Source organism: Kitasatospora sp. NPDC127116 (assembly GCF_042677365.1).
In the GTDB taxonomy this organism is placed as follows: domain Bacteria; phylum Actinomycetota; class Actinomycetes; order Streptomycetales; family Streptomycetaceae; genus Kitasatospora; species Kitasatospora lactacystinica.
Genome location: NZ_JBHXTL010000006.1, coordinates 45,100 through 68,222, shown reverse-complemented (window position 1 = coordinate 68,222; position 23,123 = coordinate 45,100). Strand labels below are relative to the sequence as shown.

General features: G+C 72.9%; 21 protein-coding genes and 1 pseudogene. 7 read left to right on the top strand and 15 right to left on the bottom strand.

The features are described 5' to 3' along the window. Positions 1–2,518: pseudogene (locus ACFVHV_RS04175) on the top strand (hypothetical protein); the annotation flags it as partial. A gap of 117 nt (positions 2,519–2,635) precedes the next feature. Further along, complete coding sequence (locus tag ACFVHV_RS04170) at positions 2,636–3,565, top strand: cellulose-binding protein (protein WP_359899925.1); 930 nt, start codon at positions 2,636–2,638, stop codon at positions 3,563–3,565. A 110-nt stretch (positions 3,566–3,675) separates the two neighbouring features. On the opposite strand, the gene ACFVHV_RS04165 is transcribed toward ACFVHV_RS04170, so the two are convergent. Next, positions 3,676–3,996 (bottom strand): hypothetical protein, encoded by a 321-nt coding sequence (locus ACFVHV_RS04165; protein WP_224283203.1) that lies wholly within the window; start codon positions 3,994–3,996, stop codon positions 3,676–3,678. Next, positions 3,993–4,790 carry an alpha/beta hydrolase gene (locus tag ACFVHV_RS04160; protein WP_359899927.1) on the bottom strand — a complete coding sequence of 266 codons (798 nt, stop codon included), beginning with the start codon at positions 4,788–4,790 and terminating at the stop codon, positions 3,993–3,995. Before ACFVHV_RS04160 ends, ACFVHV_RS04165 begins: the two co-directional genes overlap by 4 nt. A 93-nt stretch (positions 4,791–4,883) precedes the next feature. Here ACFVHV_RS04160 and ACFVHV_RS04155 point away from each other — a divergent pair, with 93 nt between their 5' ends. Together ACFVHV_RS04155 and ACFVHV_RS04150 are read left to right on the top strand one after the other, a co-directional pair. After that, entirely contained in the window at positions 4,884–5,888 is a 1,005-nt protein-coding gene (locus ACFVHV_RS04155; RefSeq protein ID WP_359899929.1) for an ATP-binding cassette domain-containing protein, read from the top strand. Position 5,889: 1 nt separating this feature from the next. Continuing rightward, a complete protein-coding gene (locus ACFVHV_RS04150) occupies positions 5,890–6,657 on the top strand; it encodes an ABC transporter permease subunit (protein ID WP_359899931.1) in 768 nt (255 codons plus the stop codon). A 19-nt stretch (positions 6,658–6,676) separates the two neighbouring features. Here ACFVHV_RS04150 and ACFVHV_RS04145 read toward each other — a convergent pair whose 3' ends face one another. After that, complete coding sequence (locus ACFVHV_RS04145; RefSeq protein ID WP_359899933.1) at positions 6,677–7,000, bottom strand: ATP/GTP-binding protein; 324 nt, start codon at positions 6,998–7,000, stop codon at positions 6,677–6,679. A 391-nt stretch (positions 7,001–7,391) separates the two neighbouring features. Between ACFVHV_RS04145 and ACFVHV_RS04140 the strand changes: the two genes are divergently transcribed. Beyond that, a complete protein-coding gene (locus ACFVHV_RS04140) occupies positions 7,392–8,540 on the top strand; it encodes an LLM class flavin-dependent oxidoreductase (protein WP_359900024.1) in 1,149 nt (382 codons plus the stop codon). Positions 8,541–8,681: 141 nt separating this feature from the next. Here the strand turns inward: ACFVHV_RS04140 and ACFVHV_RS04135 are convergent, their stop codons facing one another. Next, positions 8,682–9,074, bottom strand: coding sequence for an SCO5389 family protein (locus tag ACFVHV_RS04135; RefSeq protein WP_359828614.1), 393 nt, complete (start codon positions 9,072–9,074; stop codon positions 8,682–8,684). 481 nt (positions 9,075–9,555) lie between these two features. Here ACFVHV_RS04135 and nucS point away from each other — a divergent pair, with 481 nt between their 5' ends. Beyond that, positions 9,556–10,215, top strand: coding sequence for an endonuclease NucS (gene nucS / locus ACFVHV_RS04130; protein ID WP_359899935.1), 660 nt, complete (start codon positions 9,556–9,558; stop codon positions 10,213–10,215). 4 nt (positions 10,216–10,219) lie between these two features. Here nucS and ACFVHV_RS04125 read toward each other — a convergent pair whose 3' ends face one another. The 5 genes from ACFVHV_RS04125 to ACFVHV_RS04105 all read right to left on the bottom strand — a co-directional run bounded on the left by ACFVHV_RS04125 (position 10,220) and on the right by ACFVHV_RS04105 (position 16,334). Next, positions 10,220–12,499 (bottom strand): ATP-binding protein, encoded by a 2,280-nt coding sequence (locus tag ACFVHV_RS04125; protein WP_380348666.1) that lies wholly within the window; start codon positions 12,497–12,499, stop codon positions 10,220–10,222. Between the two features lie 264 nt (positions 12,500–12,763). Next, entirely contained in the window at positions 12,764–13,084 is a 321-nt protein-coding gene (locus ACFVHV_RS04120) for an STAS domain-containing protein (RefSeq protein ID WP_380348664.1), read from the bottom strand. Between the two features lie 354 nt (positions 13,085–13,438). Beyond that, complete coding sequence (locus ACFVHV_RS04115) at positions 13,439–14,308, bottom strand: 3-hydroxyacyl-CoA dehydrogenase family protein (protein ID WP_359899940.1); 870 nt, start codon at positions 14,306–14,308, stop codon at positions 13,439–13,441. A 170-nt stretch (positions 14,309–14,478) separates the two neighbouring features. Next, positions 14,479–15,129: a response regulator transcription factor gene (locus ACFVHV_RS04110; RefSeq protein ID WP_359899942.1), complete on the bottom strand. Its 651-nt coding sequence runs from the start codon at positions 15,127–15,129 to the stop codon at positions 14,479–14,481. Further along, a complete protein-coding gene (locus ACFVHV_RS04105) occupies positions 15,126–16,334 on the bottom strand; it encodes a histidine kinase (RefSeq protein WP_359899944.1) in 1,209 nt (402 codons plus the stop codon). The genes ACFVHV_RS04110 and ACFVHV_RS04105 overlap by 4 nt, the downstream gene beginning before the upstream one ends. 158 nt (positions 16,335–16,492) lie before the next feature. On the opposite strand from ACFVHV_RS04105, the gene ACFVHV_RS04100 reads away from it, so the two are divergent. After that, positions 16,493–17,113, top strand: a complete 621-nt coding sequence (locus ACFVHV_RS04100; RefSeq protein WP_380348662.1) for a hypothetical protein — start codon at positions 16,493–16,495, stop codon at positions 17,111–17,113. 66 nt (positions 17,114–17,179) lie between these two features. On the opposite strand, the gene ACFVHV_RS04095 is transcribed toward ACFVHV_RS04100, so the two are convergent. The 6 genes from ACFVHV_RS04095 to atpA form a co-directional block, all read right to left on the bottom strand. Next, entirely contained in the window at positions 17,180–17,752 is a 573-nt protein-coding gene (locus tag ACFVHV_RS04095; RefSeq protein WP_359899948.1) for a cob(I)yrinic acid a,c-diamide adenosyltransferase, read from the bottom strand. A 136-nt stretch (positions 17,753–17,888) separates the two neighbouring features. Next, on the bottom strand, positions 17,889–18,389 hold the full coding sequence (locus tag ACFVHV_RS04090; RefSeq protein WP_359899950.1) for a DUF2550 domain-containing protein: 501 nt from the start codon (positions 18,387–18,389) through the stop codon (positions 17,889–17,891). 148 nt (positions 18,390–18,537) lie between these two features. Then, positions 18,538–18,921, bottom strand: a complete 384-nt coding sequence (locus tag ACFVHV_RS04085; RefSeq protein WP_280676020.1) for a F0F1 ATP synthase subunit epsilon — start codon at positions 18,919–18,921, stop codon at positions 18,538–18,540. A gap of 186 nt (positions 18,922–19,107) precedes the next feature. Then, a complete protein-coding gene (gene atpD / locus ACFVHV_RS04080; RefSeq protein WP_359899952.1) occupies positions 19,108–20,553 on the bottom strand; it encodes a F0F1 ATP synthase subunit beta in 1,446 nt (481 codons plus the stop codon). 2 nt (positions 20,554–20,555) lie between these two features. Continuing rightward, positions 20,556–21,470, bottom strand: coding sequence for a F0F1 ATP synthase subunit gamma (locus tag ACFVHV_RS04075; RefSeq protein ID WP_359899954.1), 915 nt, complete (start codon positions 21,468–21,470; stop codon positions 20,556–20,558). 32 nt (positions 21,471–21,502) lie between these two features. Continuing rightward, complete coding sequence (gene atpA, locus ACFVHV_RS04070) at positions 21,503–23,077, bottom strand: F0F1 ATP synthase subunit alpha (protein WP_359899956.1); 1,575 nt, start codon at positions 23,075–23,077, stop codon at positions 21,503–21,505. Positions 23,078–23,123 lie beyond the last annotated feature (46 nt).

The following is a 23,123-nucleotide window of genomic DNA, read 5'->3' as shown; positions in this document are numbered from 1 at the left end:
GGTCCGCGAGGCCGCCGAGCAGCACTCCACCGAGGTCCGCGAGCAGGCCGACGCCTACGCCGACGAGCAGCGCACCACCGCCGACACCTACGCCGCGCAGACCCGGACGGAGGCCGAGCAGGCCGCCGCGGAGCTCCGGGCCCTGGCCCAGCAGGAGACCACCCAGCAGCGCGAGACCGCCGAGGCCTACGCCGACCGCGTCCGCACCGAGGCCGAACAGCACGCCACCGACCTCACCAAGCGCACCGCGGCCGAGACCGCCGAGGTCCGCGAGGCGGCCGACCAGCACGTCGCCGAGGTCCGCGAGGCGGCCGACCAGCACGCGGCCCAGGTCCGCGAGGCCGCCGAGCAGCACTCCACCGAGGTCCGCGAGCAGGCCGACGCCTACGCCGACGAGCAGCGCACCACCGCCGACACCTACGCCGCCGACGTCCGCGAGCAGGCCGACACCTTCGCCGCCGAGCAGCGCACCGCCGCCGAGGAGGCGCTGGAGCGCGCCGAGGCCACCGCCGAGCAGCGCCGCGCCGAGGCCGCCAAGGACGCCAAGGCCACCCGCGAGAAGGCCGCCGCCGAGCTGGCCCTGGCCAACGAGCAGGCCTCGACCGTCCGGGCCGAGGCCGGCCGCGAGCTGTCCGAGGCCCGCGCCACCGCCGACGGCATCCGGGCCGAGGCCACCGCCGAGCTGGAGCAGGCCAAGGCCGACCGCGCCGAGCTGATCTCCGCCGCCAAGGCCGAGGGCGCCGAGCTGGTGGCCGTCGCCGAGGAGGAGGCCGCCGAGGTCCGCCAGGCGGTGGCGGGCATGCACGAGGCAGCCGCCGAGCAGATCGCCGCGCTCAGGGCCGCCGCCGGGCAGGAGGCCGCCGAGGTCCGCGAGGCCGCCGAGCAGGACGCCACCGAGCTGCGCGTCCTCGCCGAGCGGGAGACCGCCGAGCAGCGGGAGCTGGCCGAGCGGGAGACCACCGAGCTGCGGGAGTCCGCCGACGCGTACGCCGCCGAGCTGCGCGGCCTGGTGGAGCGCGAGAGCGCCGAGCAGCGCGAGCTCGTCGACCGCGAGACCGCCGACCTGCGGGCCCGTACGGAGGCCGAGACCACCGCCCTGCGCGAGCAGACCGAGCTGGAGCTGGCCGCCGAGCGGGAGGCCACCGAGAACGAGCTCGGCCGGCAGCGCGCCGAGGCCCTGGCCTACGACGAGCAGCTGCGCGCGGACGCCGAGGCCGAGCTGCGCGCCGCCCAGGAGGCCGCCGAGCAGCTGCGGGCCGACGCCGGGGCGCAGGCCGCCCGGACGGTGGCCGAGGCCGAGGCCCAGGGTGCCCGCGGCATCGCCGACGCCGAGGAGCTGGCCGCCGGTCTGCGGGCCGAGGCCGAGGAGTACGCCCTCGCCACCCGCACCCTGGCCGACGAGTACGACTCCGCCACCCACTCCCGCGCCGACGACTACGACGCCAGGACCCGGGAGGCCGCCGAGCAGTTCGACAGGGCCACCCGCGAGCACGCCCAGTCCGTCCTGGAGAAGGCCTTCGCGGACGCCGAGGCGCTCGGCGAGGACGCCCAGACCACCGCGCTGGCGACCACCGCCGCCGCGGAGGAGCAGGCTGACGCGATGGTCGCCGCCGCCCGCAAGGAGGCCGGCCGGCTGGTCGCCGCCGGCGAGGCGGCCGGTCAGGCCGAGGTCGAGAAGGGCCGTTCCGACGCGGACGCCCTGCTCGCCGAGGCCCGCCGGGACGCGACGGCGATCCGCGAGCGCGCCGAGGAGCTGCGCGAGCGCACCGACGCCGAGGTCGAGGCCCTGCACGAGCGCGCCCGCAAGGAGAACGCGGCGGCCATGAAGTCGGCCGGCGAGCGGGTGGACGCGCTGGTGACGGCCGCCCAGGAGCAGCTGACCGAGGCCGAGGAGCAGGCGGTGGCCACCGTCGCCGAGGCCGAGGACCGCGCGGCGGCGCTGGTCGCGGCGGCCGAGGACCGCGCGAGCGAGCTGACCTCGGAGGCGTCCGCGGAGGCCAGCAAGGTCCGGCTGTCGGCCGTCCGCAAGGCGGAGGGCCTGCTGAAGGAGGCGGAGACCAAGCTCGCCAACTCCACGGACCGCGCCGAGTCGCTCATCGAGAAGGCCGAGGCGAAGCTGCGGTCGTCCGAGAGCGAGGCCGAGGAGCGGCTGGACCGGGCCTCCACCGAGGCGGAGAAGCGGCTGCGGGACGCCGACGAGGCCGCGGACGAGCAGATCGAACTGGCGAAGGCGGAGGCCGAGCGGCTGCTCGCCGAGGCGACGGCCGAGGCGAAGCGGGTCACCGACGAGGGCCGGCGCGAGCTGGACGAGCTGGTGCGCCGCCGCAAGGACATCAACACCGAGATCTCCAGGGTCCAGGACGTGCTGTCCGCCCTGGAGGCGTTCGAGGCGCCGGCGCCGGTCGCCCAGGCCAACGGGGGAAGCAGCACCAAGAAGGACGGGGGCGCCAAGGCCGGTGCCGGAGTTGGCTCCCCCCGGTCGGGTGGCAATCGCTCCAAGAGCGCACCACCCGATTGAGCGGACATTGGCGGTCATTGTCCGTGAGAGAACGGCATATCGCCGTCGACACTCCGGTACCGTGTCAGGATTCCCTCAACCACCTCAGCGGTTTGACGACAGGAAGCCCAGAACCCCATGAGCGACAGTCACTCCCCTCACGGCTTCGACCTGGTGCGCCGTGGGTACGAGCGCGCCCAGGTCGACGAGCGGATCACCAAGCTGGTGGCCGACCGTGACAGTGCCTTGACCCGGATCAGTGCGCTGGAGAAGCGCATCGAGGAGCTCCACCTGGAGACCCAGTCCGCCCAGGCGGCGGTCGTGGAGCAGGAGCCCTCCTACGCCGGTCTCGGCGCCCGGGTCGAGAAGATCCTGCGACTCGCCGAGGAGGAGGCCAAGGACCTGCGCGACGAGGCGCACCGCGCCGCCGAGCAGCACCGCGAGCTGGCCGAGGCCGCCGCCCAGCAGGTCCGCTCCGAGGCCGAGAACTACGCCAAGGACCGCAAGGCCAAGGCGGAGGACGAGGGGATGCGGATCGTCGACAAGTCCAAGAGCGACGCCGCCCAGCTGCGCGCCGAGGCCAACAAGGACGCCCAGAACAAGCGCGAGGAGGCGGACGCCCTCTTCGAGGACACCCGCACCAAGGCCGCCCAGGCCGCGCTGGAGTTCGAGACCAACCTGGCCAAGCGCCGCGAGCAGTCCGAGCGGGACCTGGCCGCCCGTCAGGCCAAGGCCGAGAAGCGCCTGGCCGAGATCGAGCACCGGGCGGAGCAGCTGCGCCTGGAGGCCGAGAAGCTGCGCACCGACGCCGAGCGCCGCGCCCGCCAGACCGTCGAGACGGCCCAGCGCCAGTCCGAGGACATCGTGGCCGACGCCAACGCCAAGGCGGACCGCATCCGCAGCGAATCCGAGCGCGAGCTGGCGGCCCTCACCAACCGCCGCGACAGCATCAACGCCCAGCTGACCAACGTCCGCGAGATGCTGGCGACGCTGACCGGCGCGGCCGTGGCCGCCGCCTCGCTGCCGACCGACGACACCCTGGGCGTGCCCGCCCAGCAGTCGCGCTGACGCACGCAGGCCCCAGCGGCACCGCAGGCCCTCACCCGCCCGGGTGAGGGCCTGTCGGCTTTCGCGCCGTCATCGTCCCGGGCGCTTCCGGCCCGGTCGGGCGCGGGTCCTCACCTCGGGTAGGCGCCGTCCGGCCGCTGGTAGCCGCTGCTGAGCTGGTTGCCCTCGTCGTCGGAGACGGTGCCGAACCAGGAGGTGCACCAGACCGACACCGAGTCCGGCCAGTACTGCACCTCGAAGGGGTGCCCGGGCCCGTAGTCGCCGTACGAGGTGACGATGAAGGTCTCCCCCGGGCGCATCCAGTAGTCCTCGCCGAGCGGTTCCAGCGTGAGCTCGACCAGGCCCTCGCCCCGGTTGGTCACGGGCATCCGGCCGGTGACCTCCAGGGCGGAGAAGTCCCAGGCCGCCGCGTCCTGGCTCTCCTGGCTCATCCGGCGGCCACCCGGGCGAGCAGGGTGCGCACGACGGCGTCGAAGGCCTCGGGCGCCTCCAGGGCGCTCAGGTGGCCCACCCCGGGCAGGACGGTCAGCTCGGCGTCCGGCCGGGCCCGCAGCATCGGCTCGGCCTCCTCGGGCGCCACCAGGGCGTCCTGGGCGCCCGCCACGACGGAGACCGGCACCCGCAGGGCGGCCAGGACGTCCAGGGCGTCCGGGCGGGCCGCCATGGCCCGCTGGGCCCAGGCGACGGCGGCCGGCGGCGCGGCGGCGACCATCGCCTGCACCCGCTCCACCAGGTGCTGCGAGTCGGGCCCGAGCTGCCCGGCCGCGACCTGCTCGTCGAGCAGCAGCCGCACGCTGTCCCGCGCGGTGACGGCGGCGGCGATCCGCTCCCGGTTGGCCCGTACCGCGTCGGTGTCGGCGGTGGCCCGGGTGTTGGCCAGCAGCAGGCCGGCCAGCCGGTCGGGGTGGCGGCGGGCGAAGGCCAGCGCCACGTAGCCGCCCATGGAGAGCCCGGCGACCACCGCGCGCTCGATCCCGGCCGCGTCCAGCAGCAGCGCGAGGTCGTCCGCGACCGGGTCCAGCGAGGGCTCGTCGGCGCCCAGCACAGTGCCGCCGAACCCCCGCTGGTCGGGGGCGAGCACGCGCGCTTCGTCCCCGGTCAGGCCGGGCAGCGTGTCCAGTTGGGACGACCACATCGAGGCGTTCAACGGAAAGGCGTGCAGCAGCACGAGTGGTGTTCCGGTACCGCTCTCGCGGACCGACACTGCGGAGGGGAGCTGGGTCATGCGTCCAACCTATTCCGGCACGCCCGGCGGGCCCACTCAGCGGGCCGCGATACCCCCTTTGTCCTAGCCTGGCAAGGAAGTGAGGGAGCGCGAATGATCGAGTTGCACGACCTGACAAAACGTTACGGCAAGACGCTCGCGGTGGACCGGCTCAGCTTCCAGGTCCCCCGGGGCGTGGTGACCGGCTTCCTCGGCCCGAACGGCGCCGGCAAGTCCACCACCATGCGCATGATCCTCGACCTCGACCGCCCGACCGCCGGCCGGGTGACCATCGACGGCAGACGGTACGGCCAGCTCAGCGAGCCGCTCAAGTACATCGGCGCGCTCCTGGAGGCCAAGGCCGTCCACCCCGGCCGCACCGCCCGCGACCACCTGCTCTGGCTCGCCCAGAGCAACCGCATCCCCGTGCGCCGGGTGGACGAGGTGCTCGCCCTGGTCGGCCTCACCCCGGTCGCCCGCAAGCGGGCCCGCGGCTTCTCGCTCGGCATGGGCCAGCGCCTGGGCATCGCCTCCGCCCTGCTCGGCGACCCGGAGATCGTCATGTTCGACGAGCCGGTCAACGGCCTGGACCCGGAGGGCATCCTCTGGATCCGCAACCTGATGAAACGCCTCGCCACCGAGGGCCGGACGGTCTTCGTCTCCTCCCACCTGATGAGCGAGATGGCCGTCACCGCCGACCACCTGGTGGTCATCGGCCGCGGCCGGCTGCTCGCCGACCTGCCGATGCCGGAGTTCATCCGGCGCAACTCCCGCTCCGCCGTACGGCTGCGCACCCCGGAGCCCGAGCGGCTGCTCGACGTGCTGGCCGAGGCCGGCCTGCGGCCCGAGCCGGGCCCGGACGGCTCCCACGAGGTGGTCAACGGGGACATCGCGCGGCTCGGCGAGCTGTTCGCCGGGCACGGCGTGGTGCTGCACGAGCTCAGCCCGCAGCAGGCCTCGCTGGAGGAGGCCTTCATGCAGATGACGGCCGACTCGGTGGAGTACCACGCGGGCGACGGACCGGGCCGGGACGCGGCCGGCGCGCCCACCGAGTGGGGCGCCGGCTGGAAGGCGGACGGCGCCCGGCCGACCACCACCGCACGGCAGGAGGAGAACTGAGATGGCGTCCTTCCCGGCGATCCTGCGCTCCGAGTGGACGAAGATCCGCAGCGTCCGCTCGACGGTCTGGACGCTCGCGCTGACCTTCGTCGTCACGGTCGGCATCGGCGCGCTGCTGTCCCTGCTCACCAACAACAACTTCACCGAGTTCCGCCGCGACGACCTGTCCCCGTTCGACGCCACCGGGACGTCCTTCTCCGGCATCATGCTCGGCGAGCTGGCGATCATCGTCTTCGGCGTGCTGGCGATCGGCAACGAGTACAGCAGCGGCATGATCCGGGTCACCCTGGCCGCCGTCCCGCAGCGCGCCACCCTGCTCACCGGCAAGGCGGCGGTGCTCGGCGCCCTCGCCCTCGCGGTCTCGCTGGTGACGGCCTTCGTCACCTTCTTCGTCGGCCAGTCGCTGCTCGGCACGCACTCCACCACGATCGGCGAGCCCAACGTGCTGCGGGCGGTGTTCGGGGCCGCGCTGTACCTGACGATGCTCTGCCTGTTCTCGGCCGGCGTCACCACGATGCTGCACAACCAGACGCTCGCGCTCGGCGTGCTGGTGCCGTTCTTCTTCCTGCTCTCGCCGATCCTCTCGGCGGTGCCGAAGGTCAAGACCCTGGCCCACTACTTCCCCGACTACGCGGGCTCGCGGATGCTGCTGGTGTACGAGCAGCACGGCCAGCCGTACGGGCCGTGGACCGGCTTCCTGATCTGCCTCGCCTGGACGGCCGCGGCGCTGGTCGGCGGTGCGCTGGTGCTCAAGAAGCGCGACGCCTAGCGGGACCCGGCCGGACCCGTCAGTACCGCGGAGCGCCGCGGCCTCGCAGGACGTTGGAGGCCCGGCGCTCCCGCGCTCCCCAGCAGGCGCGGTGCCAGTGCCGCCGGTCGTCCACTCCCGCGCCGTACTGCGGCCAGGCCACCACGTGGCCCACCCCCGGCGGGATCTCCTGGTCGCAGCCCGGGCAGCGGTAGAACCGACCCGCCGTCCCGGCGACCGTCTGAACCACCCAGTCCTCGCCCTGGTAGCTCTCGGTGCGGCGCAGCGAACCGCCGACCGGGGCGGTCGGCTCTGCGCTCTCGTGCGGGGCGGCGCTCTTGATCCGGTTGCGGCGCGGCGACACGGCGGACTCCCTCTCCTCCTGGGCTCTGGATCGTTCCAGCCTACGGCCGGGCGGGCCCCCCGCACGGCCACTACCACGGCTCCGTCCGGCACTTCGGCGTTTTTGCCGAGATCCACCCGATCATCGGGGAAATCGGGAGTTCCGCGTGCCATTGGCACATGACATCGGATACCCACAGGGGGAGAAGGCGGGGCCCGCAGACCCTGCGCGCACCCGAGGAGGCCCAACGATGAGCAAGACCAGCGCCCGCGCCGAGAGCGGCCGGCCCCTCGGGGTCCGGCCGGTCGCCCCCGGTCCGACGCTGACGTCCGTCCCCCCGGTCACGGCCGTCGTGGGCCGGCCGCTGCCGGCGCCCCAGCGGGCGGGCGCGCTGCCGCCGTCCACCGGTCCGGTGCGGGTCGGCCTGTTCCTGCTGTCCGCGCAGTTCCCCGGGCAGAGCCACGGCGAGGCGCTTGAACGCACCGTCGAATCCGCCGTCGAGGCCGAACGCGCCGGGCTGGACAGCGTCTGGCTGGCCGAGCACCACTTCGTGCCGTACGGGGTCTGCCCGGACGCCGCCACGCTCGCCGCGATGCTGCTCGGCCGCACCCGCCGGATCGGCGTCGGCACGGCGGTCAGCGTGCTCTCCACCCGCCACCCGGTGGGGCTCGGCGAGCAGGCCGCGCTGCTGCACCTCACCTCCGGCGGACGGTTCACGCTCGGGGTGGGCCGCGGCGGGCCGTGGATCGACCTGGACGTGTTCGGCGGCGGCGTGGACGCCTTCGAGAAGGGCTTCCCGGAGCGGCTGGACCTGCTGCTGCGCTGGCTGCGCGGCTCCCGGGTGGGCGCGGACGGCCCGCAGTTCGCCTTCCCCGAGGTCGCCGTGGTGCCGCGGGCCACCGAACCGGTGCGGCGGCCGGGCCTGAGCAGCTGGCTGGGCCTCGGCGGGCGGACCGGCCCGGTGCGCTTCCCGCGCCAGCGCCGGGACGACGAGGGCCTCGGCGAGGAGCTCACCGCCTCCGGACGGCCGGTGGCCGGGCCGCCCGTGGTGGTCGCCTGCACCTCGCCGGGCGGGGTGCGGCTGGCCGCCGAGCGCGGCCTGCCGATGCTGCTCGGCATGCACTCCGGGGACGACGACAAGCTGCGGATGCTGGAGCTGTACCGGACCGCCTGGCTGGCCGCCGGGCGCGGCGAGGAGCAGCTGCGCCGGATCGGCCGGCAGCACGTCGCGGCCGGGGTGGCCCAGGTCGACGACCGCGCCGCGGCGGCCCGGTCCACGCTGCTGAACGCGATGCCCGGCTGGTTCGAGTACGGGCTCGGCGCCCACCGCACCGTGGACGGCCGCGAGCGCAAGATGCGCGATCCGCGCCAGTACACCGAACTGCTCTGCGACCTGCACGCGGTGGGCACCCCGCGGCAGTGCGCCGACCGGCTGCTGGCCACCGCCGAACGCACCGGCATCCGGCGCTTCGCCCTGCTCGCCGAGGGCAGCGGCGACCAGGAGGCGACCCTGCACAACATCGCCCGGCTCGGCTCGGAGGTGCTGCCGCAGCTGGGCTAGACGTGCCCGGCGGAGGACAGGCCCGGCGGGGGGACGTACCGGACGGGGGACGTGCCGGGCGGGGGGACGTGCCCGGGCCGCCGCCCCTCCCCCCGCACCGGGGGACGGGGGCGGCCGGCGCCGCAGCGGGCTGCGGCGGGGTCAGCAGTCCCGCAGTTCCTCGGACTGGTTGAGCAGCTGCTCCCGGACCGAGGTGAAGCGGTCGTACCGCGCCTCGTTGGCGTCCGACGGCAGGAACACCGCGACCCGGTGACAGTTCTGGAAGGCCAGCCGAACCCCGAAGTGGCGCTGGAGAGCGCCCCGGATGGCGTCGCTGGCGAGCGCGCGCAGCAGCTGGCCGCGGGCCTGCTCGCTGGGCGGCGGCACCTGGTTGTCGGCGAAGTCGGTGCCGTCGACCTTCGCCTGGGCGACCAGCGAGCTGATCAGGTCCCAGGCGTAGGGCAAAGAGACGCGGACGCAGTCGACGAATTCCCGCTCGTCGACCTCGCCCCGCTCGGCCTTCTCCAGCAGGGCCGGTGAGACGTCGAGCGACATGGATTCTCCTCTCGCGGTCCACCCGCGCGGCGCCCGGGTGGTCGTGCGTAGGTCAAGCTCACAGTGAGGGTGGCGGATTCGCATGGGGTGTCCGGAACACCGAGGGACAGGGGTTTCCGGCACCTTCGCGACAGCGGCGGCACCACGGGACGTGACGCCCTGGATACCGAACGCGCTCAGAACAGCGTGGCAGTCAACGGCGCGGCAGGCCGGTCATTCCTGCGGATTGCTTCGGAAATATGTTGCGGTGCACCGGATTGGCCGGATCCCGTCGGATCGTTCATCTGAAGTCTCCATCCCCGTTGACAGCGATCCCGCGAGCGTGCCGTCACACACCGTAGCGACTTGAGGGTGGGGGCGCCAGACCTCGACGGGGCGGTGGCGGGAGCGCAGGACCTCCATGTTGGCCGGGTTCGCGCTTTCTTCACCCAGCCGTCGCGGAATCGCATCAACTGGCCCCGGTGGGCTAGCGTGGTCGACCGTGCGTCTCGTAATTGCCCGCTGCTCAGTCGACTATGCCGGTCGGCTCTCCGCCCATCTGCCCTCCGCCACCAGGCTGATCCTGGTCAAGGCCGACGGCAGCGTCAGCATCCACGCCGACGACCGCGCCTACAAGCCGCTCAACTGGATGTCCCCGCCGTGCGCCCTCAAGGAGGCCGACGGGGTCTGGACGGTGGAGAACAAGGCCGGCGAGAAGCTCATCATCACGCTGGAGGAGGTGCTGCACGACTCGTCCCACGAGCTCGGGGTCGACCCCGGCCTGATCAAGGACGGCGTGGAGGCACACCTCCAGGAGCTGCTCGCGGACCGGATGGAGGTGCTCGGTGCCGGCTGGTCGCTGATCCGCCGCGAGTACCCCACCGCGATCGGCCCGGTCGACATCCTCTGCCGCGACGCCGACGGCGCCACGGTGGCCGTCGAGATCAAGCGCCGCGGTGAGATCGACGGCGTCGAACAGCTCACCCGCTACCTCGAACTCCTCAACCGGGACCCGCTGCTGGCCCCGGTCAAGGGCATCTTCGCCGCGCAGGAGATCAAGCCGCAGGCCCGCGTCCTGGCCACCGACCGCGGTATCGGCTGCGTGGTGCTGGACTACGACGAGCTGCGCGGCATCGACGACGACAAGCTCAAGCTGTTCTGACCGCTCAGGACGGACTGGACGACGGGCTGGACGTGCCGGTCGGACCGGCCGAGCCGCTCGGCGACGGGCTCGGTTTGGCGGTCGTGGTGGACGGCTCCGGCGACGGCGAGGTGCCGGTGCCGCCGCCACCGGGCTGAGTGCCGCCTCCGCCGGTGCCGCCCGCGCCCGGACCGCCGGGGTTCGGCCCCGGCGGCTGCTGGCCCGGTACGGGCGGCTGCTGCGGGGCCTGCGACCCGCCCGCCCCCGGCGAGGAGCTCGGCCTCCTCGTCGGCGAGGCGCTCGGCGAGTGCGAGGCACTGGCGCTCGCGGACGGCGCCGGGCTGCTCCCCTGCGTCGGCGCACCGCCCGGCCCGGCACCGGCCGTCGTCGGCCCGGCACTGCCGGACTGCTGCGGGAACGGCGGGTCCTGGGTGCCGCCGCCGTCCAGCCGACCGTTGTTGTGCGGGTCCTTCCCCCTGACCTCCTCCGGCCCGCTGAAGCTCATCGCCACCGCCGCGCCGAGGACCCCCAGGGTCAGCACCGCGGTGGAGACCACCGCCACCCGCCGGCGCCTGCTGGACTTCAGGCGGGCCGGCACCCGGGCCGCGATCTTGCGGATCACCGGGGCGCGGCCGGGCGCCGCGACGGGCGCGGCGGCCGGCAGCTGCCGGCCCTCGGCGCGCAGCAGGTCGAGCATCCGGCGTGCGGCGGCCACCCCGCGCTGCTCGCCCGCGGTGGCCCGCAGGGTGAGCGCGGTCTCCAGTTCGGCGACGGCCCGGGAGGGCTGCCGGACGCAGATCGCGTGCACGCCCGCCTCGTGGTGGAACCAGGCCTGGTCGACCGCCGAACCGGTGCGGCGGGCCGCCTCCAGACCGAGCTGGAGCACCCGCTCCCAGGCGCCCCAGCGCAGCGACAGCGCCAGCGCGGGCGCCGCCGCCCGGGCGAGCCGGACCACCGCGTCGTGCCGTCCGGCGGTGCGGTCGGCGAGCAGCACGCCGACCATCACCTCGGCCTCGGCGGCGACCTGTTCCAGCGTCACCGAGCTGTGCCCCACCCACCAGGCGAAGTGCTGGGCGGCCCCGTCGACGGAGCCCCGGGCGGGCCAGTGCGGGAGGAGCAGGTCGAGCGCGCCGGCGGTCAGCCGGTGGTGCCCGCCGATGGACACCGCCAGTCCGGCGTCGGCGAGTTCGGCGAGGGCGGCCTCGCCCTGCCCGACGTCGATCAGCGCCGGCAGGTGCGGCGCGGTGGGGCATTCGCCGCCGAGCGCGACGGCGAGCCGCAGCACGGCCTGCGCGGGCTCGCTCAGCCCCTCGGCGAGCCGGACCGCGGGCGAGGCGGTCTCCGCCACCGAGGGCAGCGGGACGGTGAGCCGCAGCGCGTTCTCCCGGATCGCCGGGTCCTCGTCCTGGACGGGCTCGTCGACGGCCCCGAAGACGTCCATCCGGTCGTCCTCGGCGGCCACCAGCGCGTCCACCGAGACGTCCCGCTGGCGCAGCAGCGCGGCGGCCTGGACGAAGCGCAGCGGCAGGCCCTCGGACTCGAACCAGAGGTCCACCGCCCAGGCCTTCTCGGTGACGTCCAGCGGCCGTCCGGCCAGCCGGGCGGTGAGGGCCAGGCAGGCGGAGCGGGAGAGTCCGGCCACCAGGTGGTCCTGGAGCCGGGAGCCGGGGGGCAGCGGCGGGCCGTCCGGGGCGGCGGAGATCAGGAAGGCGCAGCCGGGGGCGGCGGCGAGCAGTTCCTCCAGCTCGGCGCCGGAGGGCTCGGCGGCGTCGATCACCACGATCGCGCCGACCTCGGCGAGGTGGAAGGCCAACTGCCCGGGGTCGGGGCGGTATCCGGGGGCGTGGTGGGTGGCCGCGAAGAGGTCCTGGAGCAGGTCGGCGCCGGTCCGGCGGTGGCCGCAGAGCTGCACCACGCCGTCGGGGGCGAGGTCGGCGGCGGCCTCGGCGACGGCCGACAGCAGCGCGCTGCGGCCCGAGCCGGCCTGGCCGACCAGGCGTATCGAGCGGCCCTCGGCGAGCAGGGCGAGCAGTTCGGCGGTGTCGGTCTCGCGGTCGAGCATCGGCAGATCGGCGGGCCCGGCGCCGAGCGCGAGCGGGCCGACCGCGCGGCCGACGCCGCCGACCGGACCGCGGGCGGGCTCGCTGCGTCCGGTCCGGCGCGGACGGGGCCGCCACTCCTCGGGACAGGTCCTGGCCTCGGAGCCGTCCGGGGCGCCGACGCCCACCAGCAGGGCGCCGGAGACCAGTTCGCCGCCGCGGGTGCGAACGGCCTCCTGCCGGAACTCCCCGGATGGCTGTGCCACGTTCTGCTCCGCATCGTGCTCGGCCGTCGGCGCCCCGCGCCGCCCGGCTGACGTCCCGGTGGCGGCCGCGGCCGGGCTGGAGGCAGCCCCGGCGGCCGTCTTCTGACGGGCAGACTCTTGCACATCCGGCCCCGGCCGTGCAGAGCGGTCCGTGGCCGACGGCCGGTCCGCGGCGCTGACCAGGGGCGTTGCGCGGACGGACCGGGGGTGCGCAGGCGCACGGTCCCGGCGCGCGGCGCGGTGGGGGCCGTGGGGCCGCGGGAGCTAGAGAGCGAACCCGTGCGCCTCGGCGGCGCCGTCGACGGCCAGGATGCGGTGCAGCTTGGTGGCCACCAGCAGCCGCTGCAGCTGGACCGGGACGGAGCGCAGCACCAGCCGGCGGCCGATCCGGCCGGCCCGCCGGTGGGTGCCCATGATCACGCCGAGCCCGGTGGCGTCCCAGAACTCCAGCCGGCCGAGGTCGAGTACGAGGTCGCCGAGGCCGCCGTCCACGGCCTGGTGCAGCCGGGCCCGCGCGTCGGCGGCGGTGCGCACGTCGAGGCGGCCTTCGATGGCCAGCGCCGTGTGGTCGCCGGTGATGCGCATGCTCTCCTCCTTCGCCTGGACGGCCTGGTGCGGGGCGGGTCCGCCCCGGCCGTGCCGGGAGCGGGAGCGGGGGGTGCATACGGGCGGGCCGAAGCCCCACACCCGGACCCGGGCGGAATGCCGGGTTCCCTCATCTGACGGTGAACCGGCTCCGCAGGTTGCTGGTTTTGGCCAGATCTGAAGCAACTTCACCCGTCCGAGGGAATATACGCAGGTCGGCCCCACACCTACGCTCGATTACCGCCCAAATCACCCGTCTGCGGCACCCGGCGTGAGGAAACTCACCCGGCCCTGCGGGGCGGGCCGTACGATGCTCCGATCGCACGGCCCGGCCGGTCGTTCAGCCCTGCCGGCTCACTTGCCCTCGTACGGGTAGAAGCCGCGGCCGCTCTTGCGGCCCAGGTCACCGGCAGTGACCATGCGGGCCATGATCTCCGGCGCGGCGAACTTCTCGTCCTGGGTCTCGGTGTAGATGTTGCGGGCGGCGTGCAGCAGGATGTCCACGCCGGTCAGGTCGGCGGTCTGGAGCGGGCCCATCGCGTGGCCGAAACCGAGCCGGCAGGCGGTGTCGATGTCCTCGGCGGTGGCCACGCCCGACTCGTACAGGCTGGCGGCCTCGACGACCAGCGCGGTGATCAGGCGGGTGGTCACGAAGCCGGCCACGTCGCGGTTGACCACCACGACCTCCTTGCCGACGCCCTCGGCGTAGGCGCGGGCGGTGGCCAGCGTCTCGTCGCTGGTCTTGTAGCCGCGGACCAGCTCGACCAGCTTCATCATCGGGACGGGCGAGAAGAAGTGGACGCCGACGACCGACTCCGGGCGCCCGGTGGCGGCGGCGATCCGGGTGATCGGGATGGCGGAGGTGTTGGAGGCCAGGACGGCGCCGTCCTTGGCGAGCTTGTCGAGCTCGCGGAAGACGGCCTCCTTGACCTCCAGCTGCTCGAACACGGCCTCGACCACGATGTCGGCCTCGGCGACGGCGCCCAGGTCGGTGGTGGTGGTGATCCGGCCCAGCGCGGCCTCGGCGTCCTCGGCGCTCAGCCTGCCCTTGGCGACGAACTTCTCGTAGGAGGCGCGGATGCCGGCCAGGCCCCGCTGGAGCGCCTCCTCGGTGACGTCCCGCAGCACCACCGGGTGACCGGCCTGCGCGGACACCTGGGCGATGCCGGCGCCCATCAGGCCGGCACCGATCACGGCGATCTGCTTGCTGGACGCATTGCTCATGGCTGGGTCTCCCGATGCCGTCGCCGCCCCGCGGGCGGGCCCTGAAGGCGGCTCAGGGCAGGGGTCGCCGCCAGAGAGCCGCATCGCTCGTTTTTCCGGGACTCTAATGCCCAAATCCCCCGTGCAATAGCAATCGGGAGTGTGATCTGCAACCGACGTGAAACAGGTGATCAGACGGTCAGTCCGAGGTCCTGCGCCAGGATCGCCGCCTGCACCCGGCTGCGCAGCCGCAGCTTCGCCAGGATCCGGCTGACGTGCGTCTTGGTGGTCGCCTCCGCCATCTCCAGCCGGGCCGCGATCTCCCCGTTGGACATCCCGGCCCCGATGCAGGCCAGCACCTCCCGCTCGCGGCCGGTCAGCGTCCCCACCGCGGCCCGGGCCTCCGGTCCGACCGGCCGCTCGGGGCGGGCGAAGGCCCCGATCAGCCGTTTGGTCACCGAGGGCGCCAGCATCCCGTCCCCTCGCGCCACCGTGCGGATGCCCTCGATCAGGGTGTCCGCCTCCAGGTCCTTGAGCAGGAACCCGGACGCGCCGGCCCGCAGTGCGCCGTAGACGTACTCGTCCAGGTCGAAGGTGGTCAGCACGAGCACCTGGCCGGCCCCGGCGGCGACCACCTCGCGGGTCGCCGAGACGCCGTCCAGCCGGGGCATCTGCACGTCCATCAGCACCACGTCCGGCCGCAGCTCCAGGGCCAGCCGGACGGCCTCCTCGCCGTCCGCGGCCTGCCCGACCACCTCGAACTCCGGCTCGGCGCGCAGGATCATCACCAGCGCCGCGCGTACCGCCGCCTGGTCCTCCGCCACCAGCACCCGGATCGTCATGCCCGCCCCTCGTTCCCCCGGGCGCGCGGCAGCACCGCGCGCACGCTCCAGTACCCGCCCTTCGGCCCGGCCTCGAAGCTGCCGCCGAGCAGCCCGGCCCGTTCCGCCATGCCCACCAACCCGGCCCGGGCACCGGGCAGTTCACGGCCCGGACCGCCCCGGTACGGGCTGTCGACCGAGATCCGCAGTTCCTCCGGCGCGAACTCCAGCCGCAGGCTGACCAGTCCGGGCCCGGCGTGCTTGAGGGCGTTGGTCAGCGACTCCTGGACGATCCGGTACGCGGCCAGCCCGACCGGCACCGGCACCTCCCCGCGCTCGCCGCGCTCGTCCAGCGCGAAGTCCAGCCCGACGTCCCGGCCCGCCGCCCGGGCCTTGGCCAGCAGGGCGTCCACCGCGGCCAGGTCGGGGGCCGCGTACGACTCGTCCACCTCTCCCCCGCCGCTGTCCCGGAGCAGTCCGATCATGCGACGCATTTCGGCCAATCCCTGGACGCTGTTCTCCCGGATCACCGCCAGCACCTCCACCAGGGGATCGTCCTGGGGCAGGTTCCGGCGCCGGGCCACCGACTGCGCACCGGTGGCGTGGATCGCGATCGCCGACAGGTGGTTGGCCACCACGTCGTGCAACTCCCTTGCCATCCGGGCTCGTTCGGCGCCGATCGCCTCGCGCCGGTCCATCTCCGAGAGCAGCGCGGTCTGTTCCGCGCGCAGCCGCTCGGCCTCCGCCTCCTGCCGGTGCTTGCGCACCACGTCGCCGCTCCATACCGGGCCCAGGAAGACCAGTGTGCTGACCACGACGATCAGCAGCGCGAGCGAGGTGCCGCCGTAGACCGCCGCCAGGGTGGACAGCGCCAGCACCGTGGCCCCGCCGGACAGGTGCAGCACCCGGGACATCCGCGGGGTGCCGTAGATCACCGCCGCGTACAGCAGGTCGGTGTACATGATCAGCGTGGCCACCAGGTTGCCGGCGAACACGCTCGCCGCGAAGGCCAGCCCGCCGAGCGACACCGCGAGCACCGGCCTGGTCCGCCGGACCAGCTCCAGCCCGGCCATCACCAGCAGCGTCGGCACCACCGCCCACGGCGGCACCCGGTCGGCCCGGTCGTACACCCCGAAGGCGATCAGCACCGCACCGCCGAGCAGCCCGGCGAGGGCGATCAGCTGGTCCTGTCGGCGCGGGGGGAGCGCGGGGAACGGGAGGGGCACGTCCCCATCACATCATCCCCGGCGGCCGGCCCGGCTCCGGTCCACGAAGGAGCCCGCTACATCGAAAGGTGCAGGCCGGACCGGCACCGCGCGACGACGACAGCGGCACGCCCCCCGCACGAGGCTGGAAGCACCACCGAAACGTCCGGGAGCAGAACGTGATCGTCACCCTCATCGTCGCGGCCGAGATCTCCTTCTGGATCCTGCTCGGCCTCGGGCTGACCGCCCGCTACCTCCTCCGGTGGCGCCGCACCAGCACCGCGCTGCTGGTCGGCCTGCCGGTGGTGGACCTCACCCTGTACGCCCTCACCGTCCTCGACCTGCGCGGCGGCGCCACCGCGAGCTGGACGCACGCCCTGGCCGCGAGCTACGCGGGCTTCTCGATCGGCTACGGCCCCTCGCTGGTCCGCTGGGCCGACCGGCACTTCCTGCACCGCTTCGCCGGCGGCCCCAAGCCGCTGCCCTCGCCCAAGTACGGGCCGGAGCGGACCAGGTACGAGTGGCAGATCGCCGGCCGGACCGTCGTGTCCGCCGCGGTCACGCTGAGCCTGATCACCCTGCTCGTCCCGCTCTCCGCGGGCTCCGCCCACTTCGGCACCTTCCTCCAGTGGTACCTCAAGCTGGGCATCGCCGCCGTGGTCAACGTGATCGTGGCCGGCTGCTACTCGCTCTGGCCCAAGCAGCCGCCGGCCGGCGTGGTGGTCGAGGACGGCCGGGTGGCCACCGGGAAGACCCTCGCCGGCAGCGCCCCCGACCGCACCCCGGCCGACCGGCCCTGAGCCGCCGAAGCCCCGTCCTCGGACTCCCACGGGGGAGCAGTCGGAGGACGGGGCTTCGGCATGTTCCTAGCGGTTCTCGCCCGGGACCCAGAGCACGTCCCCGCGCTCCTTGTTGGCCACCCGGGCCAGGATGAACAGCAGGTCGGACAGCCGGTTGAGGTACTTCGCGGTCAGCGGGTTGACGCTGTCGCCGTGCTCCGCGATCGCCGACCAGGTCGAGCGCTCGGCCCGCCGCACCACCGTGCAGGCCAGGTGCAGGTGGGCCGCCCCGGGCGTACCGCCGGGCAGGATGAAGCTGCGCAGCTTCTCCACCCGCGCCAGGTACTCGTCGCAGTCCGTCTCCAGCCGGTCGATGTAGGACTGCAGCACCCGCAGCGGCGGGTACTTCGGGTCCTCCACCACCGGGGTGGACAGGTCGGCGCCGACGTCGAACAGGTCGTTCTGGACCCGGACGAGCACCGCCGTCATGTCCTGCGGCAGCTCACCGACGGCGAGGGCCACGCCGATCGCGGCGTTGGCCTCGTTGGCGTCCGCGTACGCGACCAGTCTCGGATCGGTCTTGCTGGTCCGGCTCATGTCGCCGAGCGCGGTGGTGCCGTCATCGCCGGTACGGGTGTAGATGCGCGTCAGATTGACCATGCGGCCAGAGTAGCCGCCGGGTTAGGCGCCGTTAACCCCGCCTCGGAAGCCCCCCGGGCGTGTCGGCGGGCCGCTGCGCGACATCGACCCTCCCCCGGCCTCCGGTCGGGGGCACCCCCGTCCGGGAATCCCGTCGCTACGCGACGTTGACCCTCTGGCCGGGCGGGGCGGCCTCCAGCCAGGCCAGGAAGCCGGTCAGCGCGTCCTCGCTCATCGCCAGCTCCAGCGGCGAACCGTTGTGCAGGCAGCGCAGCACCACCGAGCCGGACAGCAGCGCCAGCTCCTCCTGGCCCTCCGGGTAGCGCCGGCCGAGCACCTCGATCTCCCGGCGCGGCAGCACCTTGCGCGGGCGCGGGGCGTACGAGAAGACCCGGAACCACTCGATCGAGTCACCGCTGTACCGGCCGATACCAAAAACCCACCCCTTGCCGTCGGTCGGGGGGACCGGGGCTGAGGTGGGTTTGCCGTTCTCGTCGAGGTCGGGCTGCGTCGAGGCGTCGGCCGGCATTTTGAGCCGGTAACTGCAGTCGAAGGTGCCGCCGACCCGCTGGATCAGGCGGCGCCGGACGGCGAAGGCCATCAGCCCGATCACACCCAGGGCCACGACCGCCGCACACACCACAAGCGCGAGGACCATGCTCACCCACCTCCTCGCTACCCGCGTTCCCCGTAGCGGTCGTATCAAGCGACCGCGCTGACCTACCAACTACGACGACAGTCCCGGGGTCACGCTCACGCGTCCCCGGGACCGTCGGTCGACCCCGCCAAGCCGGGGTCCGGCGCACTCAGACGTGGGCCTTGAGGCCGCGCGCCGCGAACAGACGGACCTCGGCGCGCCGCTCGGCGTGCTCGTCCAGGTCCGACTTGGCCTTCTCCAGTGCGCGCTCGGCACGCGCGACATCGATCTCGTCCGCCAGCTCGGCGATCTCCGCGAGCAGAGACAGCTTGTTGTCGGCGAAGGAGATGAAGCCGCCGTGCACCGCGGCGATCACGGTGCCGCCGTCCACCGTGCGGATGGTGACCGGACCGGTCTCCAGCACGCTCAGCACCGGGGTGTGGCCCGGCATGATGCCGGTGTCACCGGAGGCCGTACGGGCGACGACGATGGTGGCCGCACCGGACCACACCTTGCGGTCGGCTGCGACCAGCTCGACGTGCAGCTCAGCCAACGTGGGCTCCTAGGCTCATGCAACGCCCGATTACTCGGGAGTTTCGGTAAGAATAACGGCCCCGCGCCTCCGGCATGAAACCGGCGGCACGGATTTGACCGGAATCACAGCCGATGTGCCGCGAGGGGTGGTCCCCAGGCTCGGGGGCCACCCCTCACGGTCACGCACAGCTGCTACCGGCCGCGATTACTTCTTCGCCAGCTCGGCGGCGTTCTTCTCGAGGTCCTCGATGCCACCGCACATGAAGAAGGCCTGCTCCGGAACGGAGTCGTACTTGCCGTCCGCGATCGAGTTGAAGGCCTCGATCGTCTCGGACAGCGGCACGGTCGAACCCTCGACACCGGTGAACTGCTTCGCCACGTAGGTGTTCTGCGAGAGGAAGCGCTCGATGCGGCGGGCACGGTGAACCGTGACCTTGTCCTCCTCGGACAGCTCGTCGATACCGAGGATCGCGATGATGTCCTGGAGGTCCTTGTACTTCTGCAGGATCCCCTTGATACGGATGGCCGTGTCGTAGTGGGTCTGCGCGATGTACCGCGGGTCGAGGATGCGGGACGTGGAGTCCAGCGGGTCGACGGCCGGGTAGATGCCCTTCTCCGAGATCGGGCGCGACAGAACGGTCGTCGCGTCCAGGTGGGCGAAGGTGGTGGCCGGCGCCGGGTCGGTCAGGTCGTCCGCGGGGACGTAGATCGCCTGCATCGAGGTGATCGAGTGACCGCGGGTCGAGGTGATGCGCTCCTGCAGGAGGCCCATCTCGTCGGCCAGGTTCGGCTGGTAGCCCACCGCGGAGGGCATGCGGCCGAGCAGGGTCGACACCTCGGAACCGGCCTGGGTGAACCGGAAGATGTTGTCGATGAAGAGGAGCACGTCCTGCTTCTCGACGTCACGGAAGTACTCCGCCATGGTCAGCGCGGACAGCGCGACGCGCAGACGGGTGCCCGGCGGCTCGTCCATCTGGCCGAAGACCAGCGCGGTCTTGTCCAGAACGCCCGAGTCGACCATCTCGTCGATGAGGTCGTTGCCCTCACGGGTGCGCTCGCCGACACCGGCGAACACCGACACACCACCGAAGTTCTCGGCGACGCGGTAGATCATCTCCTGGATCAGAACGGTCTTGCCGACACCGGCACCACCGAACAGACCGATCTTGCCACCCGTGACGTACGGGGTGAGCAGGTCGATGACCTTGATGCCGGTCTCGAACATCTCGGTCTTGGACTCGAGGTCCTTGAACTCCGGGGCCTTGCGGTGGATCGGCCACCGGACCTGGACCTGCGACTCGAACTCGTCCTTGTCGACGTTCAGCACGTCACCGAGGGCGTTGAACACCTTGCCCTTGGTGATCTGGCCGACCGGGACGGAGATCGCCGCACCGGTGTCGGAGACCTGCGAACCACGGACCAGGCCGTCGGTCGGCTGCATCGAGATGCCGCGGACCATGCCGTCGCCGAGGTGCTGGGCGACCTCGAGGGTCAGGGTCTTCTTGCCCGTGCCGTCGGGGTTGTCCACCTCGACGTGCAGGGCGTTGTACATGTCCGGAATCGCGTCGACGGGGAACTCCACGTCGACGACCGGGCCGATGACCCGCGCGACGCGGCCCGTCGCCGTGGTCGGCTCAACAGTGGTGGTCATACTCATTCGCTCCCGCGGCTAGCGTCGGCGAGGGCGTTGGCACCGCCGACGATCTCGCTGATTTCCTGGGTGATCTCGGCCTGACGGGCCGAGTTGGCAAGCCGCGTGAGCGACTTGATGAGCTCGCCGGCGTTGTCCGTCGCGCTCTTCATCGCGCGGCGGCGGGCGGCGTGCTCGGAAGCGGCCGACTGCAGCAGCGCGTTGTAGATCCGGCTCTCGACGTACCGCGGCAGCAGGGCGTCCAGGACGCCCTCCGCCGACGGCTCGAAGTCGTACAGCGGGAAGATCTCCGACTTGGCCGGCGTCTGGTCGCTGAGCTGGACCTCGTCCAGCTTCAGCGGCAGCAGCCGCGCCTCGACCGCGTTCTGCGTCAGCATCGACACGAACTCGGTGGAAACCAGGTGGAGTTCGTCCACACCGCCGGTCTCGGCCGTGAAGGCCTCGATCAGGTCGGCCGCCACGGTCTTCGCGTCACCGTACGTCGGCTTGTCCGAGAATCCCGTCCACGAGCCCTCGATCGCCAGACCGCGGAACGTGTAGTACGAGACGCCCTTGCGGCCGATGATGTACGCCACCACGTCCTTGCCCTCGGACCGCAGGCGCTCGGCGAGCACCAGCGAAGCCTTGATGGCGTTGGTCGAGTAGCCGCCGGCCAGGCCGCGGTCCGCCGTGATCAGCAGGACCGCCGCGCGCTTGGCGTTCGGGTTCTCGGTGGTGAGCGGGTGCTTGGCGTTGGACCGGGTGGCCACCGCCGTCACCGCCCGGGTGAGCTCATCGGCGTACGGAGTGGAGGCGGCCACCGCGCGCTGCGCCTTGACGATGCGCGACGCGGAGATCATCTCCATCGCCTTGGTGATCTTCTTCGTCGCGGTGACAGAGCGGATCCGGCGCTTGTAGACCCGAAGCTGTGCTCCCATGGGTCGTTACGTCCTTTCCCTCGCTACCGGACTCAGGCCTGCTCGGAGAGCAGCTTGCCGTCAGCGGTCTGGTAACCCTGCTTGAAGGCCTCGATCGCGCTGGTCAGCGCGTCGACGGTGCCGTCGGCCAGCAGACCGGTCTCGACGATGCCGGCGAGCAGGTCCTTGTGCTGCAGGCGCACGTGGTCCAGGAACTCGCGCTCGAAGCGGCGGATCTCGGCGACCGGGACGTCGTCCAGCTTGCCGTTGGTGCCGGCCCAGATGGAGACGACCTGCTCCTCGACCGGGAACGGCTGGTACTGGCCCTGCTTCAGCAGCTCGACCATGCGCGCACCGCGCTCCAGCTGGGCCTTGGAGGCCGCGTCCAGGTCGGAACCGAAGGCGGCGAAGGCCTCCAGCTCACGGTACTGGGCGAGGTCCAGACGCAGGCGGCCGGCGACCGAGCGCATGGCCTTGATCTGGGCGGAGCCACCGACGCGGGAGACCGAGATACCGACGTTCACGGCCGGGCGGATGCCGGCGTTGAACAGGTCGGACTCCAGGAAGCACTGGCCGTCGGTGATGGAGATGACGTTGGTCGGGATGTACGCCGAGACGTCGTTGGCCTTGGTCTCGATGATCGGCAGACCGGTCATCGAGCCGCCGCCCAGGGCGTCGTTCAGCTTCGCGCAGCGCTCCAGCAGGCGGGAGTGCAGGTAGAAGACGTCGCCCGGGTAGGCCTCGCGGCCCGGCGGGCGGCGCAGCAGCAGGGAGACGGAACGGTAGGCCTCGGCCTGCTTCGACAGGTCGTCGAAGATGATCAGGACGTGCTTGCCGTCGTACATCCACTCCTGGCCGATGGCCGAACCGGTGTACGGGGCGAGGTACTTGAAGCCGGCCGGGTCGGAGGCGGGAGCGGCCACGATGGTGGTGTACTCCAGCGCGCCGGCCTCCTCCAGGGCGCCGCGGACGGACGCGATGGTGGAGCCCTTCTGGCCCACGGCGACGTAGATGCAGCGGACCTGCTTCTCCGGGTCGCCCGAGCGCCAGTTGTCGCGCTGGTTGATGATCGTGTCGACGGCCACCGCGGTCTTGCCGGTCTGGCGGTCACCGATGATCAGCTGGCGCTGGCCGCGGCCGATCGGGGTCATCGCGTCGATGGCCTTGATGCCGGTCTGCAGCGGCTGCTTGACCGACTTGCGGGCCATGACGCCGGGGGCCTGCAGCTCAAGGGCGCGGCGACCGGTGGCGGCGATGTCGCCCAGGCCGTCGATCGGGTTGCCCAGCGGGTCCACGACGCGGCCGAGGTAGCCGTCGCCGACCGGAACCGAGAGGACCTCGCCGGTGCGGCGCACGGTCTGGCCCTCTTCGATGCCGCCGAACTCACCGAGGACGACGACACCGATCTCGCGGGTGTCGAGGTTCAGCGCGAGGCCGAGCGTGCCGTCCTCGAACTTCAGCAGCTCGTTCGCCATGACCGAGGGCAGGCCCTCGACATGCGCGATGCCGTCCGCCGCGTCAGTGACCGTGCCGACCTCTTCCACAGAAGCGGCGTCCGGCTGGTACGACTGGACAAAGTCGGCCAGCGCGTCCCGGATCTCCTCCGGACGGATCGTAAGCTCCGCCATCAGGCTTCCCTGCTCTCCTAGTTTGCGATCCTCGGCCCGCCATTGA